The 14,042-nt window shown below is 41.9% G+C and carries 14 protein-coding genes; 8 read left to right on the top strand and 6 right to left on the bottom strand.

The window, feature by feature from the left end; genetic code table 11:
- From HWQ37_RS19050 to HWQ37_RS19040, 3 genes are all read right to left on the bottom strand, one after another.
- On the bottom strand, nt 1-423 hold a 423-nt coding region (locus tag HWQ37_RS19050), incomplete at its 3' end, for a phage tail protein (protein WP_292749664.1).
- Nucleotides 424-528: 105 nt separating this feature from the next.
- Nucleotides 529-2,190: a phage tail sheath family protein gene (locus HWQ37_RS19045; RefSeq protein WP_292749662.1), complete on the bottom strand. Its 1,662-nt coding sequence runs from the start codon at nt 2,188-2,190 to the stop codon at nt 529-531.
- A 30-nt stretch (nt 2,191-2,220) separates the two neighbouring features.
- Nucleotides 2,221-3,063: a Pvc16 family protein gene (locus HWQ37_RS19040; protein WP_292749661.1), complete on the bottom strand. Its 843-nt coding sequence runs from the start codon at nt 3,061-3,063 to the stop codon at nt 2,221-2,223.
- A 677-nt stretch (nt 3,064-3,740) separates the two neighbouring features.
- Here HWQ37_RS19040 and HWQ37_RS19035 point away from each other — a divergent pair.
- From HWQ37_RS19035 to HWQ37_RS19010, 6 genes are all read left to right on the top strand, one after another.
- Nucleotides 3,741-4,862 carry a sensor histidine kinase gene (locus HWQ37_RS19035; RefSeq protein ID WP_292749659.1) on the top strand — a complete coding sequence of 374 codons (1,122 nt, stop codon included), beginning with the start codon at nt 3,741-3,743 and terminating at the stop codon, nt 4,860-4,862.
- Nucleotides 4,863-4,891: 29 nt separating this feature from the next.
- Nucleotides 4,892-5,572: a response regulator gene (locus HWQ37_RS19030; protein WP_292749657.1), complete on the top strand. Its 681-nt coding sequence runs from the start codon at nt 4,892-4,894 to the stop codon at nt 5,570-5,572.
- 43 nt (nt 5,573-5,615) lie between these two features.
- Nucleotides 5,616-7,754 carry a substrate-binding domain-containing protein gene (locus HWQ37_RS19025; protein ID WP_292749655.1) on the top strand — a complete coding sequence of 713 codons (2,139 nt, stop codon included), beginning with the start codon at nt 5,616-5,618 and terminating at the stop codon, nt 7,752-7,754.
- On the top strand, nt 7,732-8,361 hold the full coding sequence (locus tag HWQ37_RS19020; protein WP_292749653.1) for an FHA domain-containing protein: 630 nt from the start codon (nt 7,732-7,734) through the stop codon (nt 8,359-8,361). Before HWQ37_RS19025 ends, HWQ37_RS19020 begins: the two co-directional genes overlap by 23 nt.
- A gap of 143 nt (nt 8,362-8,504) precedes the next feature.
- Complete coding sequence (locus HWQ37_RS19015) at nt 8,505-8,771, top strand: CopG family ribbon-helix-helix protein (protein WP_292749651.1); 267 nt, start codon at nt 8,505-8,507, stop codon at nt 8,769-8,771.
- Nucleotides 8,768-9,043 carry a type II toxin-antitoxin system RelE/ParE family toxin gene (locus HWQ37_RS19010; RefSeq protein WP_292749649.1) on the top strand — a complete coding sequence of 92 codons (276 nt, stop codon included), beginning with the start codon at nt 8,768-8,770 and terminating at the stop codon, nt 9,041-9,043. Before HWQ37_RS19015 ends, HWQ37_RS19010 begins: the two co-directional genes overlap by 4 nt.
- Nucleotides 9,044-9,126: 83 nt before the next feature.
- On the opposite strand, the gene HWQ37_RS19005 is transcribed toward HWQ37_RS19010, so the two are convergent.
- Nucleotides 9,127-9,282, bottom strand: coding sequence for a hypothetical protein (locus HWQ37_RS19005; RefSeq protein WP_292749647.1), 156 nt, complete (start codon nt 9,280-9,282; stop codon nt 9,127-9,129).
- Nucleotides 9,283-9,430: 148 nt separating this feature from the next.
- Here HWQ37_RS19005 and HWQ37_RS19000 point away from each other — a divergent pair, with 148 nt between their 5' ends.
- Nucleotides 9,431-10,504 (top strand): anthranilate phosphoribosyltransferase family protein, encoded by a 1,074-nt coding sequence (locus HWQ37_RS19000; RefSeq protein WP_292749645.1) that lies wholly within the window; start codon nt 9,431-9,433, stop codon nt 10,502-10,504.
- An 11-nt stretch (nt 10,505-10,515) separates the two neighbouring features.
- Here HWQ37_RS19000 and HWQ37_RS18995 read toward each other — a convergent pair whose 3' ends face one another.
- Both HWQ37_RS18995 and HWQ37_RS18990 read right to left on the bottom strand, forming a co-directional pair.
- Nucleotides 10,516-11,943: an LCP family protein gene (locus HWQ37_RS18995; RefSeq protein ID WP_292749643.1), complete on the bottom strand. Its 1,428-nt coding sequence runs from the start codon at nt 11,941-11,943 to the stop codon at nt 10,516-10,518.
- Between the two features lie 285 nt (nt 11,944-12,228).
- Nucleotides 12,229-12,570, bottom strand: a complete 342-nt coding sequence (locus tag HWQ37_RS18990) for a hypothetical protein (RefSeq protein ID WP_292749689.1) — start codon at nt 12,568-12,570, stop codon at nt 12,229-12,231.
- A 283-nt stretch (nt 12,571-12,853) separates the two neighbouring features.
- Between HWQ37_RS18990 and HWQ37_RS18985 the strand changes: the two genes are divergently transcribed.
- Nucleotides 12,854-14,020 (top strand): AI-2E family transporter, encoded by a 1,167-nt coding sequence (locus HWQ37_RS18985; protein WP_292749642.1) that lies wholly within the window; start codon nt 12,854-12,856, stop codon nt 14,018-14,020.
- The last annotated feature ends 22 nt before the right edge of the window (nt 14,021-14,042 follow it).

Here is a 14,042-nt window from a genome sequence, read left to right as displayed (position 1 = left end):
TTCAACCTTCTCTGTTGACGGATCATTTTTTGTCACATCGAATTCTGGACCTGTATATGATTCGGGAAAGCAGTTTTTCAGATTATAACGGATTACTTCAGTTGACTTATCTTGGGTATAACCAACAACTGAAACTGCTTTCCGATTGTCATCCCATTGACGGGGTTGCCCATCTAAACTACAAGCTTTATACCAATTGTGCAGAGTCTCGTCACCATCGTAATTCATGGTAATTGTGACATTATTATATTCCGCCTGTCCAGGAAGATTTTGACGTATTACCTTACCACTTTTTCCTGAGCCTCTAACGCCTTTGGTGGCATTATTTTTTGCTCCCAATCCGGCGACTGATACAACAAATTTATCGGTGATACCATCTGCTTCAAAATAGAAGACAGAAGCAACTAGAAATTCCGAAGCCATATCTCATCTCCTAATAAATTAATAGTGTGGAAAAATTGCAGAAAATACTAAGTTGTCATTTGTGATTGGTGTTTACAAAAGACAAAGGACTAATAACTAAATCAGTTATTCCTGCTCATCAAGTGCATTCCATTGACTGACACGGAAGATCACAAACTCTGCTGGTCTAACCGGGCAAACACCTATTTCGACATACAAACGACCTAAAATTATACTTTCTGGTGGATTCAACTCTGCATCGCATTTAACATAAAATGCCTTTTGTGGTGAATCTCCAAATAAAGCACCCTCACGCCAAATACGCTCTAAAAAGTTACTGACAGTACGTCTGACACGCGCCCACAAATCTTGATCGTTCGGTTCAAAAACTACCCATTGAGTGCCCAATTCAATTGATTTTTCTATATAACTAATCAACCGACGCACGCTGATATAACGCCACTCTGTTTTATCTGGCTCAACTAAAGTTCGTGCGCCCCAAATGCGGATACCTCGGTTCGGAAAACTGCGAATGCAATTGATTCCAAGGGGGTTCAATAGTTCCTGCTCGCGGAAATTGGTGTCATAACCTAAACCAATTACGCCTCTGGGTACTTCATTTGCAGGAGCTTTATAAACACCTCTGGTTTCGTCGGTGCGGGCCCAAACACCCATCACATGACCACAAGGAGGTACTAGAATGGGATTGCCGCGATCGCGTGGGTTAGGAACTTTAATCCAAGGGTAATAAAGGGCTGCAAACATCGAACGACGGTTAAATCTATTCAACCAATCCACCACTTGTTGGGGCTTAACAGCATCAGGTGGTGCATCAATTACAACCATCCGGTTGGGTGGATTAGGTATCTCACCACTGGCAGAACCCTCGCACATGCTGATCATCAGCTCCAAGATTCCGTGGACTTGATCCAAGTTCAGCACTTGTTCTTGATAAGCCCGCAGTAAATCAGGGCAAGCCAGCATTGTGATTTCATCAACTTCAAAAATACCGCGTACACCAGTGCGATCGTCTCTTACCCCTTCTATATCTCGTGAAAATCTATCCAGCGAGGTGGCAATAATTGGAGGTGCTAGTTCGTACTGACCATTAACGGGACGGCGAGTTAAAGGCTGTCCGCTTTGAGTAATGTCTTCTACACTGACATACATAGAATTTCTCAATGCCGCCAGCGCATAAGTTGCGATTTGACTATTAGGATCGCGGTTCATCGTCAAATTCTCGTATTGCTCTAGAAGCTCATCTCCCCGACGAATTTGAATTGTGAAATACTCACCTGTATTTGGAGGAGCTTCTCCTTCAGTGCCTTCAGGTAGGGCACGAGGGGAACCATCAATAATTAAGATATTTACTAATCCGCCTACTGCTTGCTCAGGGCGCAAAGTAAACCGAAGGGCTGCACGATTGCCACGAGAGTTGATTCTTAAGGTGGTAGGTTCTGGAGTCGCGGGTTTGGGTGCGCCTGGTAATTGAGTACCAATGCTTGTAATCCAGCAGCGACCGCCACCATTCATAAAGTAGCCATAGACTGCAAAGGGTAAGTAGGCGTTGAAGTCGGTGAAACCATCAGAATTAGGACGGGCAAAATAGTTGAGATATTGCGTCCAATTAGTCACCAACATTGGCTTAAATATCTCAGCATCATCTCGAACATCTTCTGTAAAGCCTACAAACCCAGCAACTGCCGTGCTAACACCTTCAATTGGTCGGCTCCCTCGGTCAAATTCTTCAATATAGACACCAGGAGCAAAGTAATCAAGTCTAGCCATGAAAATCTCTCCAAATCAGTAAAAACTTAATTATTCAGGAGTTAGAAATATTTCTTTGAAGGTATGACTTTGGTCATCTACCAATGCATTAACATTCTTGGGTAAATAGCCAGGACAATTTAGATTTAAAACATAGTTACCTACTTCAAGGTTTTCAAAAAAGAACAGTCCTTCTTTGTTGCTTTCCATGAATTTTTTACTTCTCAGTAGAGTAACTTTGGTCGCCAGCAGTGGGAGATTTGTTGTCGCACTCTTGACAACACCTGCAATTACTACGCGCCTAGTCATAACTGGGTTGGTACCATTCCCATCCATTATTATATTTTGCAGGTTTAAAATTCGTTCCCAAATTACAGGTGTTGTAATAGGTTGCGTATGAAGCGGCACACTTACTGTTAAGTATAAAGCTGAACGCAAAGGCATACCAAGAGCGCTCCAGATGCTGATAGGCTCAAGTGCCGGCTGTAGTCCAACCATCATAGGCAAACTACCATAACCCCGCAATTCAGGAACTAAAAACTCCTCCTTCAAAGCTCGATGACGTATAAGTACGGTCAATGCTTCACTCAGGAAGTGATGCTCACCTAAAGTCGTCCTATCCCAGGCTGTTAATAACAGCGAAACATCAAACCAACTCGGTGCCCAATTTACAGTACCAGGTTGATTATGGCGTGTAATGTTACGTTCAGTTTGCCTTCCAGCCTGTTGAAAGTGCCTACTCTCACGAATATCATAAATATATAAATTGAGAGTCGGCCCAGCTCCCTCTTCCCTCCGATTACCAGGATGGCTAAAGTCAATTTGCTCTGTACTGGTAAGTGAGGTTCCTCCAGCGAGAATGTCGGCTAAAGTTTGAAGAACGAAGATAAGCATGAAGGTGTTCTGCTGGTAGCTAATCCAGATGAGTCTAGAGTATATGTATCAGTCTTCTAAAGTTAATTAGACTTTTGTCGATATTTTTGGATTGAGAATGGGGCACTTGTACTCCCCTTCCCTGCGGGACTACGCTCAGGAACCGCACAGCCTCTGTCTACGAGCGCGAATAGCGTTCGTAGAGAAGTATTTATTAGGCATTGATTATTCCCCTTATCTGCCACTCTCTCAGAATCATGATTCAGAAGGCTGGAGAATATTAGCTTTTCAAACAATCCGAAAAGTAGTAACTTGAGTTTGTAGATTACTCTTGAGTATCTCTTAGTTAGACGCACGATATTTTTATTGTGGTCTGGCTCAGAAAGTGCGCCCTAGAGCGCCAGCCCAACTCCGATGGATGAATAAGTTTGTAGTCAGGACTTTTGTCCTTGGTTTGAACGCTAAAGCGCTCACTACAAACAGATTTATCCAGGTGTTGCAAAGAATAGGTACTATATACCTGTATATGCTTAGGGAAATTAAATGCAGTTTTGAATGTAAACTTAATAATTGTTTATATTGTCTTAACTAGTTGATAAAGATAACTTAACAAAAAGATAAACATTCCTGAGACTGCCTAATTTTATACTGTCCAGGACAAGAGTAAAAATATTTGGTTGCAAAAAGCGAGTGAAACTATGACACTAGGCTTTTCTGTACAAAAACTAGAAAATGGCTCTAATTATTTGAACTCTTCAGATATTCAAAGCTTTTGTCGGCTTGAGTCTGAGCAGTTAACTAGTCAATATCCAATTTTTTTCGCTCGTATCGTCTATCATGATTATTTGCTGAAAAATCATCAGGAAGTTATACATTACGGTGAAGCTCAAGTTCCTTTTTCCCGAAAAACGTTAGCCTATTTGCGATCGGAAGTATGGCTTACAGATTTTCCGCCTACTTTGACTTTACATGAATTTAGACTTAAGGACTTTTCATCAATTTCCTACATTTGCGCTATAGGTTATAGAAATCAAAAACCTGAATACATTCAAATCATCACTAATGAACCTCTCTCAGAGAGTTTGCAATTATACGTAAAACGCTCTGCTATGCTACTGAGTAAGTATGTAGATATTTACTCAGACTATGGAAGACAAAAAACTGAAATTCAACTCCTAGAAGATATCCTGCATCGAGTAGGTCATCAATTGCGTAACGCTCTAGGACTTATAGGATTGTATGCACATAATCTCTACTTAGGTTTAGAAGATAGCATTTGGCGAGAACAAGCAACAATTATCGGTGAAAGCATACAAAATTTAGATACTAATTTAAACGAACTGATTGATTGCGGACAAAGCGCAAAATTAAGGGTAACACTTCAAGATTTAAGAAGTTTAGTGGTTGAAAGTATGAAAAATTTACAACCTCTAATTAATCAGAAAAAACTTAAAATCTTGATTCCAGATACATCAACATTACTGAAGATAGATAAATTACAAATGAAACAAGTTTTTGATAATATCCTCAGTAATGCCGTTCATTTCAGTCCGAATGCAGGAACAATTACCTGTAGCTGGCAAATTTTCCAAGATGAAGTTTTAATTAAAATCTCCGATCAAGGGCCAGGATTATCTCAAGAGGATTTACAAAAAGTATTTACCCCATTTTATTCACGGCGGAAAGGAGGCACAGGACTGGGTTTAACTATTGCTAAAAAAATTATTCTAGATCATCAAGGAAGTATTTGGGCGCAAGTATTCTCAGAAAAGGGGGCGCAATTTTCTATAATTTTACCTCGATCGAGGAGCGGAAATTAATTCGTAATTTGTAATTTGTAATTTGTAAAATGATTAACGATCGCAAAAAACTTTCAGTTTTGTTGGTAGATGACGAAGAACGCTTTCGTAAAGGGTTACATACTCTCCTGAATTTTTATAGTATTAATTCTGCATTACCTTTAGAAGTGATGGGTGATGCAGATTCTGTTGAGCAGGTTTTGAAGTTTACAACCCAGAAATGTCCAGATTTAATTTTGCTGGATATGCAATTGAAAGGATGTGATGGAATTACAGTTTTGACACGTCTTAAAGAAGCTGGTTACACTGGCAAGGTTTTAGTATTGTCGGCTCATCAAGAAGACGACTGGATTTTTAGAGCGATGCAGGGGGGAGCCGCAGGTTATGTGTTTAAAAATCGTGTAGCAACACAACTTTGTGAAGCTATTGACACTGTAACTAGGTCGGAAATTTATCTACCTTCAGAAGTTGCTAGTCGATTTTTCCGGTTTTTTCAGACTTATTCAGATTCTTGTGTGAAAGCCTGTCATGAGGTGCATTTAACCGAAAGAGAGCAAGAAGTTTTATACAGGTTAACTCAAGGTGATTCTAATGAAAAAATCGCTAAACATTTATATGTAACAGTTGCTACTGTTAAGGCGCATCTCACCAGTATTTTTGAAAAATTGAAAGTTACTAGCCGGGCTCAAGCGATTATAGTTGCTCTCAAGTTAGGATTAGTCCACCCTTGAGTGCGACGGAAGTAATTGGCGCAATTCACGAAACTGTTTGTATATGGCTTCATTTGAATCTTTTTATCAAAAATACCCCTGCTCGTATAATTCTCCCTTAAGTTGCGATCGCCCTTTTCAAACGGCGCAGCAAATTAAGGGCGCTAAATTTTGCTTGGAATGTGGTTTTCCAGCAACTTTACCGGCGGAGGGTGAGATTAAAGGAAGTCAGGGGACTTATAAAATAGCTAGTTTTGTCGGTGTGCGCGGTTTAGGCCGTTTATACTCAGGTGTTCAACTTAAGGACAAACAGCCTGTAATTATCAAAGAATATCTGCTACCCAATCGTTGTTTTAATGAAACCGAGACTCAAAAACGGAAAGAGACTTTTAAACGGGTGGGTGGAGTAAGTTTAGCTGATAGTCGAATCCAAAACTTCCGTCTTGTCGAAACTAAAGAAGCGATCGCAGATGCAAAAGGAGAACGCTGTTATCTAATTACTCAAGGCATAGAGTCATCCCAAACTTTAGGTAAGTATCTCATAGAAAAGGGAGCAATGACATCTGCTGATGTGCGTGAGGTACTTAATCAAGGTTTACAAACTCTCCAGTTTCTCCATACTCAAAAGCTGCGTTTTCCCTCCAATCAAACGCAACTGGGTATAACTCACGGCAACATCAGTTTAGATAGCACTTTAATTAAGGTAGAAAATAATCAAAATTTTTCTATATACTTTTGTGATTTAGCTATCTGGGAAAACTTATTTATTCCACCAAGTATTGCTCAACCTGCTCCCGCCAAACCTGAGCAAGATTTAGAATCATTAGGATTGCTAGCCTTTTCTTTATGGGTAGGACGGACAACTAATTTTTTATCTAACCAGCCTCTCGACCCTAGAGATAATGAACAATGGCCGGATAACGATAGCAATTTAAAACAGTTTATTTATCGTTTAATTGGGCTAGAAAGTCCTTTTGAGAGTGCAGAAGCGGCTCGTCAAGCATTGCTAGAACTTCCTAAAGAAGATCGTGGCAATAGTTCAAGTTCAGTGGGTTTGCCAGGTTCTCAAGAAATAAAAAAGTCTTTGCCAATGCCCTTAATTTTGTTAGGAATTTTGGCATTATTACTACTTGGCGGCGGAATTTGGTATTGGTTTTGGGGCAGGAAAACAGATAATCCTAATCAATATATCCAATGGTCTAGACTTGTACGGAATTTCTCAGAAGTCTCCAACGTCCCTTCTGGACAATTTACTTATACAGGAGAAAAAAATAGTACATGGAGTTTTGTTTTGACGCAATCTGTAGACAACAATCGTTTAGGAGACTTATTGACCAGACCAAAGTCAGATGCAACAGCAACATTTGATTATAAATCTGTTTTGTCATCTAATGTAAATAATCCGATTAAAAGTCTCGAAGAAGTCCAAACAAACAAAAAAGATTTTGCAATTACTAGTTTGGTAGACAACATCACAGATAAACTTGCGAAAAAACCAATTGCTTATGATGGGTTAATTGTTTTTGTCGCATTTAATAAAAGAGACTCAAATCTTGCTAATGCTCTTGGGGGACAAATCAATTTTGAGCAATTGCGTCAAATTTACACAGGTAAAATTACTAATTGGCAGCAGATTAGTCCTAAACTTCCAAATTTACCCGTGAAACCTTTTGCCCCAACTGAACCAGAAGCAATCAGTAAATTTCAAGAAATAGTTCTGAAAAATTCCCCTCAAGACGAAGCTTTATTTGCAGCAAAAGTTACTAAACTTGATACAACAAAAACTCAAAATTTGATACGCAGTGAGACTTTAGAAGGGCGAACCACTGGTATTATCAGTTTTGGGATTATCAGTAAAACTTCGAGTCAGTGTACTGGCTATCCGCTAGCGATCGCAGATGATCAAAAGTCAGCCATTCAACCTCTGTTTCAAAGACGCGATCGGCGCTCAATAAATCCCTCAGATGACTTGTGTCAACATGATGATTATTATGTTGATGTCACCACTTTCCAAAGCTACCCCTTGGGATACCCTATTTTTGTAGTGTACCCTAAAGACAGCAGCCACCTGCCTGGTGGCTCTACATTTGCCCAGATGTTAACTACTCGTCAGGGTCAATGTTTACTTAGTAAAGTAGGTCTTGTAGCTTTACAACCTATGCCTGATGATATAAATTCCTATGCCTGCAAATCGGTGCCCTAATCCCAGTTGCGAATATTTTAACCGCGCCCTACCTAACAATGCTAAGGTTTGTCCCTGGTGTTCCACTCCTGTGGGTAATGTAGTTGCTCCTACACCAGAACCGCCCAATCAACAACCACCCAATCAACAACCACCTGTCCAGTATCAACGCCCAGCAACAGAACAACCTAACTACCAAGTTCCCCAACAAGCTCCCGTTGATTATTCAACAGTCTATCAGCCAAGAGTTTCCTATCAACCAACACCGCCTGTTTATACTCCCCCGCCTCAAAGAGCGCCTCTCTTAAAGCTGATTCATAGCACCGGCAGAGAATTTCACCTCATTGGGGAAGGAGGTTATATTGGTCGTCGCAGCCAGAGTCCAGGAATAGCGCCGCCAGAAATCGACCTAACCGGCATTCCCAGTGAAGGAATAGTCTCTCGTCGTCATGCGCGAGTCGATTGGGACTGGTCGCAAAATTCCTATATGATTGTTGACATGAGTACAAATGGTATTTATTTAAACAACAATCCTCTAACTCCTGGTATGCAATATCGCCTGTTAAACGGTGATTCCCTGCGATTTGGTCAGGACAACCTAGTTAATTTCACTGTATATATTGTGTAGTAGAAAGCTGATTTTATAAAATAAGTGCCGATCGCGCTGTGCCAGTTGCGTAAGTCCTGGTCTTGAGTAATCTTCACTCTTTTAATCTGGCAATTTCCCCGTTATAATACAATGCAGTATAACGCATTATTTGAGATAAAGGTATGAGTACCACAAGTTTCAGGCTCGATGATGAGCTTGAAGATAAGCTCGAAGTGACCGCAACGAAACTGCAACGGACGAAAGGCTGGATAATCAACGATGCTCTACGGCAGTACATTGCACGGGAGGAGCAAAAGCTTAGGATGCTCGAAGAGACACAAGAGGCGATCGCTGACATTGAAGCACAAAGGGTTGTTTCCGGTGAGTCAGTTATGAAGTGGCTTGAAACCTGGGGAACTGCCGATGAAGCTACTGCACCGAAGATATGAAATTTCAGTTCTCTCTAAGTGCGGTGCAGGACTTAGTACGGCTAAGAGAGTTCATTGCTCAAAACAATCCGCAGACAGCAGAGCGAGTGTCACTAAGGCTTAGGCAGACTATAGGAAAACTTGTACTTTATCCAGACATAGGCCGTCCTGTCCCGGAGCTAGAAAATGTGCGTGAGCTGATCGCCGGGAAGCACGTAGTTCGTTACCTGCGTGAGTCAGATACTATATTTGTCTTACGGGTATGGCACGGCAAGGAATTTCGTGATTTTTAAGTAGGCACAGAAAATTGAAATCCATTTAGCTCTGTTGGCAGTCATTTGTCATTTGTCATTTGTCCTTTGTAATCACAAATTGACTAATGACGCGCCAGAGGTGAAGCAGCGCGGTCTTGGAGGTTTCCCCCATGAGCGACTGCTGTTAGCGTAGCGTTAGCGACGTTAGGAGCGTCACCCGAAGGGCTGACCGCAAGGTAGGACAAATGACCAAGGATGACCATAACAAAAATTTTCACAATCTCATTTAGGATTGCTATAGTAAACCTGCTGTTGACGACTCATTTTTATCTTCTTAAATCTAAAATTCGGTCATTAGTCATTTTCGGTTATCACGAAAGACAAAGGACAATAGACAAATGACGGTGGACAGAGGACAAAGGAAAAATGAGCAATGTATTTCGGGAATTCCTGCAAAAAGTAGGTAGTGGAAACCACACAGCCGAGAATTTAACTCGTACCCAAGCCGCCACTGCTACTAAAATGATGCTGCTGGGTGAAGCTACACCAGCCCAAATCGGAGCGTTTTTAATTGCTCATCGAATCAAGCGTCCTACCGGAGAAGAGTTAGCCGGAATGTTGGATGCTTATGAGGAACTAGGCCCAAAACTGCAACCAATAGCCTCTCGGCGACCAGCGATCGCTTTTGGCATCCCTTATGATGGCCGAACGCGCACAGCACCAATTAGTCCCGTAACAGCTTTACTACTCGCCGCAGTGGGACAACCAGTGATCATGCATGGTAGCGATCGCCTACCAACTAAGTACGGCTTACCCCTGATTGATATTTGGCAAGGTTTAGGAGTCGATTGGACTACCCTACCACTAGCAAAAGCCCAACAAGTATTTGAGCAAACGGCAATCGGTTTTATTTATCTACCTCAGCATTTCCCCTTAACTACAAGTCTTTGGGAATACCGCGACCAGCTTGGCAAACGTCCGCCCTTAGCGACAATGGAGCTAATTTGGTGTCCTTATGCGGGCGATGCTCATATAATTGCTGGGTTTGTCCATCCGCCAACAGAAGGAATGTTTAAGATAGCTCTAGGACTGCGGGGAGTAACAAAATTTACATTAGTTAAAGGATTAGAAGGGAGTTGCGACTTACCGCGCGATCGCACTGCAATCATCAGCTTATCTTCATCCGAAGCATCCCAAGAGGTAGAACGATTGCACCTCGTACCGCGTGATTACGGCTTTACGACCAAGAACGTACCCCTTGGAACTACTGAAGAACTGGTGGCAGATATTCAAGAGGTTTTGGCAGGTAAACCAGGTGAACTAATGCAAACAGCCTTGTGGAATGGCGGATTTTATTTATGGCGGAGTGGTATTTGTCAAGATATAGCAGAGGGTTTAGCTAAAGCAGAAGAATTATTAACTAATGGTGTAGTAGCAGCTAAACTCCAAGAACTCAGCCAGGTAGTAAATTCGCTCTCAGCACCATTTCTACCAGTGTAATTAATTACGAATTATTTCGTCCCCGACTTCTCCAAAATAGACTTTTGTTGCAACCAATCTTTACCTACTTGGATACTGACATCCGAGCCAAGATTGCCGGTGCTTTCCACCCGCACTTCTCCAAATCCCAAAGTATTACGGATTGACTCGGCACTGTCACCATCTCCTTGTTGGGCGACAATATGAGTTACATCTAGAGGTTCACCCCATGCCTTGGCTATATAAACGTTGCGATATCCAGATTTTTCCAAGGCTCTAATTAACGGTTGGAGGTTAGAGCGATCGCCACCTGTGCTATCTTGAATTGCTACACGCAAAGAATGGGGATCGGTCGTCGTAGTCGCCAGTTGTTCTTGTTCTGAGTCCAAACCAAAGTGTTGAGCCATCAGTTTGGCAATACCATTTTTGTTGGGCAACCAATAGCTAGCATCAAACTCGCCTTTCTCGCTAAAGCGACCTGGCAGCATTAACATTTGCATATTAGAGCGATTTGTCCGCACCCCAAAACCCATAAGCGCCACTAACTCTTCAACCGTCAAGTTAGTATCAATGTGTTCCTTGACGACATCAAGAACTTTAGGTAATTGAGCAACAGTAGCCGGGTTGAGTGTTTGATCCATCAAAGCGCGAATCACCATTTGCTGGCGCTGAATCCGACCAATATCACCGAGTTCGTCATGGCGAAAACGCAGCAATTGTAATGCTTGATCGCCGTTAAGATGCTGCTTACCCGCCTTCAAATTGATGTACAAATGTTGAGAATCATCTTGGTATTTCATATTTTTGGGGACATAGACTGTTACGCCACCCAAGGCATCAATGAGCTTGGCAACTCCCAAAACGTTAATTCGGATATAGCGATCGATTCCCGCCCCACCTAAGAGATTACTGACAGTTCTGGCAGTCAAAGCCGGACCACCGTCAACATTGGCAGCATTAATTTTTTTCACTCCATGACCCTCTATTTCTGTGCGGGTGTCTCTGGGGATGGAGAGCATATTTATTTTTTTAGTCTCTGGATCGAATTTGACCAAGAGCATCACATCAGAAAGACCATCAAAGGAGTTGACTTGGGGTAGATATTTGAGATTTTTGGTATCTTCAGGAGGGTTTTGGATATCTGGGGGAAGTACACTCATTCCCATCACCAAGAGATTTACCGGGCGAGTTAATTCTGAAAATCGCAGCACACCTCCAGAAATGCGATCGCTATCAAAGGCCGCCTCATCCTTTGGAGTTAGCTGGGCTTGTTGCAAAGGCGTACTAGTCAAAGACACAGCCAAAAGCGCCCCCGCAGTAGCTGATACCATCGCAATACCACTCATACCTACCCAAAACCACAACCAACGTCCTGATGTCGAGTTCTGGGAAATTTTTCTACTGGACTTTGAGGCTTTTCCCGACTGGTTTTCTTCCGCCGAACTTCTTTGAATGGTCACAGACTTCCTCACACTTACTCACTAATCAAATTCAGTAATTTTGCAGACTAAAAACACCCAAACAAATCAACCCATAATAGCTAACTCTTAATTATCGATGCTAACTTTTTTAATGTAGTGTCAACCACAACACTTATAGCAGCATTTATTCTTTTTTGGGACAACCTGGAGATGTTTTACTGAAGTATGGCAATAATAAACTGGATTTGACTAGATATATAGATAAATAAGCCAGAAAATTTCAAAAAATCAGTAAAAACACCGACAAATTATCACCCTAAAAACTTAAGATAAATACTTGCCAAGCACTCGTTCAGCTAAATTACTAAACCCTGGTAAACGACCAGATTTCCCTTGCATTAGGCGCAAAATCAACCAAACACTTACTAAAAAGTAACCCGACGTGAGAAAGCTATTGAGGATAAATAGACGTAGCGGAAAAAAATCTGAAGTTGCTGCTCCGGTAGCTAATAATAGATAACTTAACAGCCAAGTAAGTGCCAAAGTAATAGACAGACGACTAATAGCAAGTTGTTCCCGACTACCCTGGCCCCGATAGAGCGTCCACAAGGATGGAAAAAAGCCGACAATCGGAACTAAATGTAAAATCAATTGTGTTTTGGGCATTGTGTTTTGGGCATGAAGAAGAGACAAGGTAGACAAGGAAGAGGGGGGAGACAAGGGAGAGACTTGTTCAAGAATTCCCCCTTGTCCCCCTTGTCCCCCTTGTTCCTCTGCCCCTCTGCTCCCCTGCTCCCCCACTCCCCAGCCTCCATTCTCTTTTTGTTCAAAATTCTTCATTGGGGTTAGTCTAACTCCTAAACTAGAAGGATGAATAAGACTCATATAGTTAGAGATAATAAGCTGTAAAGAAAAATTTCATTTAGTTCTATCCCGCAATCAGCTCAAAATGCAGACACGTAAGCTACTCGACTGGTGGCAAACATTCACTCCAATAGCGCGAATCGGGGCGATCGCGCTATTTGCTCCGCTACTAGTTATCAATGGTTGGGCAATTTCGGTATTTTTCAATTATTTCCATTCTCTCATAGTCATTTTAGTCGGAGCCTCAGTGCTAGCATTTCTGCTCAACTACCCCGTGAGCTGGATGGAGCATCATGGTGCTAAGAGAGAGCAGGTTGCTATTTTAGTATTTCTCTTGGCTTTATCGATTTTATTGGCGTTGGGTGTGACACTTTTTCCCCTGGCTCTTACCCAAGCTCAACAACTGGTGGCGCGTTTACCAGAGTTAATCGACTCTGGACGCTCTCAGTTGATGATATTAAACGAAAAAGCTGAGGCTTTTAGCTTACCGATTAACCTTGATGCTTTGGTGGTGCAAATCAACGATCGCGTCAAAGGACAATTACAAGCGATCGCCGGACAAGTTTTAAATCTGGCTGTACTCACAGTCACTAGTCTGCTAGATATTCTCTTGACAATAGTTTTGACTTTTTATCTTTTACAGCATGGGGGTGAACTCTGGGAAAGTTTAGTGGAATGGCTACCTAATAAATTTCGCGATCCTTTCTCCAAAACAGTCCGCCTTAGCTTCCAAAATTTCTTCATCACCCAGTTGATTTTATCTACCTGTATGGCTTCAGCCCTAATTCCTACCTTTTTATGGCTGAAAGTACCATTTGGGCTGCTATTCGGTCTAACTATTGGCCTGATGGCTCTCGTCCCCTTTGGCGGTTCTGTAGGTATCGCCCTGACTACATTATTGGTAGCCTTACAAGATTTTTCAATGGGTGTGAGAGTGTTGATAGCAGCAGTAATTGTCCAGCAAATTCTCGAAAACTTAATTGCTCCCCGAATTTTAGGCAGTTTTACTGGTTTAAATCCAGTTTGGATTTTAATTTCGGTCTTAACAGGGGCAAGAATTGGCGGACTGTTGGGTGTAATTGTGGCAGTACCCACAGCTGTTGTGATTAAGACTGCTTTAAGTGCCTTGCGTCCTAATAGGGAGACAAACGACAGCGCCACTGGGGAGATAACTGCATCCCCTCCAGCAAATGAGTCCTCGAAAACTGATGCTAACAACACTTTGAGCATTTCTGAAGCGACATTGCCCTAATCTAAGAAGGCAGGAGCGGGAA

This window comes from Nostoc sp. NMS4 (assembly GCF_017115095.1).
In the GTDB taxonomy this organism is placed as follows: domain Bacteria; phylum Cyanobacteriota; class Cyanobacteriia; order Cyanobacteriales; family Nostocaceae; genus Nostoc.
The sequence above is the reverse complement of the archived record's forward strand: the minus strand, read 5'-3'. Positions and strand labels throughout refer to the sequence as shown.

Excerpts from the sequence above, each read along its gene's own strand:
- HWQ37_RS19045 (WP_292749662.1), bottom strand. The coding sequence starts at position 2,190 with ATGGCTAGACTTGATTACTTTGCTCCTGGTGTCTATATTGAAGAATTT.
- HWQ37_RS19040 (WP_292749661.1), bottom strand. The coding sequence starts at position 3,063 with ATGCTTATCTTCGTTCTTCAAACTTTAGCCGACATTCTCGCTGGAGGA.
- HWQ37_RS19035 (WP_292749659.1), top strand. The coding sequence starts at position 3,741 with ATGACACTAGGCTTTTCTGTACAAAAACTAGAAAATGGCTCTAATTAT.
- HWQ37_RS19030 (WP_292749657.1), top strand. The coding sequence starts at position 4,892 with ATGATTAACGATCGCAAAAAACTTTCAGTTTTGTTGGTAGATGACGAA.
- HWQ37_RS19025 (WP_292749655.1), top strand. The coding sequence starts at position 5,616 with ATGGCTTCATTTGAATCTTTTTATCAAAAATACCCCTGCTCGTATAAT.
- HWQ37_RS19020 (WP_292749653.1), top strand. The coding sequence starts at position 7,732 with ATGCCTGCAAATCGGTGCCCTAATCCCAGTTGCGAATATTTTAACCGC.
- HWQ37_RS19015 (WP_292749651.1), top strand. The coding sequence starts at position 8,505 with ATGAGTACCACAAGTTTCAGGCTCGATGATGAGCTTGAAGATAAGCTC.
- HWQ37_RS19010 (WP_292749649.1), top strand. The coding sequence starts at position 8,768 with ATGAAATTTCAGTTCTCTCTAAGTGCGGTGCAGGACTTAGTACGGCTA.
- HWQ37_RS19000 (WP_292749645.1), top strand. The coding sequence starts at position 9,431 with ATGAGCAATGTATTTCGGGAATTCCTGCAAAAAGTAGGTAGTGGAAAC.
- HWQ37_RS18990 (WP_292749689.1), bottom strand. The coding sequence starts at position 12,570 with ATGCCCAAAACACAATTGATTTTACATTTAGTTCCGATTGTCGGCTTT.
- HWQ37_RS18985 (WP_292749642.1), top strand. The coding sequence starts at position 12,854 with ATGCAGACACGTAAGCTACTCGACTGGTGGCAAACATTCACTCCAATA.